Origin of the sequence: Nonomuraea mesophila, assembly GCF_004352805.1 — a bacterium.
GTDB lineage: Bacteria > Actinomycetota > Actinomycetes > Streptosporangiales > Streptosporangiaceae > Nonomuraea > Nonomuraea longispora.
The window spans coordinates 1-1,326 of record NZ_SMLD01000378.1; the positions used below are offsets into that span (position 1 = coordinate 1).

General features: G+C 67.2%; 1 protein-coding gene. It reads left to right on the forward strand.

The genetic code is table 11. The features are described 5' to 3' along the window. Positions 1 to 1,321, forward strand: a 1,321-nt coding sequence (locus E1295_RS48130) for an ArsB/NhaD family transporter (RefSeq protein ID WP_342775981.1), incomplete at its 5' end; no start/stop codon positions are given. Positions 1,322 to 1,326 lie beyond the last annotated feature (5 nt).

Here is a 1,326-nt window from a genome sequence, read left to right on the forward strand (position 1 = left end):
AGGCGCTGCTGGACCGGGCGGTGGCCGCGTGAGCGTGACCGCATGGCTGGCGGTGGCGGTCTTCCTGTGCGCCTACGCGCTGATCGCCACGGAGAAGATCCACCGGGTGGCGGCGGCGCTCGGCGGTGCCGGGCTCATGTTGCTGATCCATGCCACCGACGCCGGTGCGGCGTTCTTCGACGAGCACACCGGCATCGACTGGAACGTCATCTTCCTGTTGCTGGGCATGATGGTCATCGTCGGGGTGCTGAAACAGACCGGCATCTTCGAATTTCTGGCGATCTGGGCGGCCAAGCGGGCTAAGGGGCGTCCGTACCGGTTGATGGTGTTGCTGGTGGTCATCACCGCCGCGGCTTCGGCGTTGCTGGACAACGTCACCACGGTGCTGCTGATCGCTCCGGTGACGTTTTTGGTGTGTGAACGGCTGGCGTTGAACGCGGCGCCGTTTTTGATCGCCGAGGCTTTGGCCTCCAACATCGGCGGCGCGGCGACCTTGGTCGGTGATCCGCCGAACATCATCATCGCCAGCCGGGCGGGGCTGACCTTCAACGACTTCCTGGTGCACATGGCTCCGCTGGTGGTGGTGTTGATGGTGGTGTTCGTCGGGTTGTGCCGGGTGTTGTTCCGCAGGTCTTTCCGCTACGACCCGGACCGCGCGGCGGAGATCATGGTGCTGGACGAGCGGGAGGCGATCGCTGATCCGCGGCTGCTGTGGCAGAGCCTGAGTGTGCTGGCGCTGGTCATGGTGGGGTTCGTGCTGCATCCGGTGTTGCACTACGAGCCGTCGGTGGTGGCCATTCTCGGGGCGGGGGTGCTGGTGGCGGCGACGAAGGTCACCACCGGTGATGCGCTGGAGGAGGTGGAGTGGCCGACGCTGGTGTTCTTCGCCGGGTTGTTCGTGATGGTGGGGGCGCTGGTGGAGACCGGGGTGATCGGTCAGGTCTCGCAGGCGGCCACGGCGGCCACCGCGGGCCGGCCCGAGCTGACCGCGATGGGCCTGTTGTGGGCGTCGGCGGGGTTGTCGGCCATCGTGGACAACATCCCGTACGTGGCCACCATGAGTCCCATCGTGGCCGAGCTGGTCGAGGCGGGCGGCGGTCATGAGCAGGCTCAGGTGTTGTGGTGGGCGCTGGCCTTCGGCGCCGACCTGGGCGGCAACGCCACCGCTGTGGGCGCGGCGGCCAACGTGGTCATCCTCGGCATCGCCGCCCGCAACGGCACCCCGATCAGTTTCTGGCAGTTCACCAAGTACGGTCTGGTCGTCACCGTGGTGACCATCACGCTGACCGCGCCGTACCTGTGGCTGCGCTACCTCACCTGACGCCG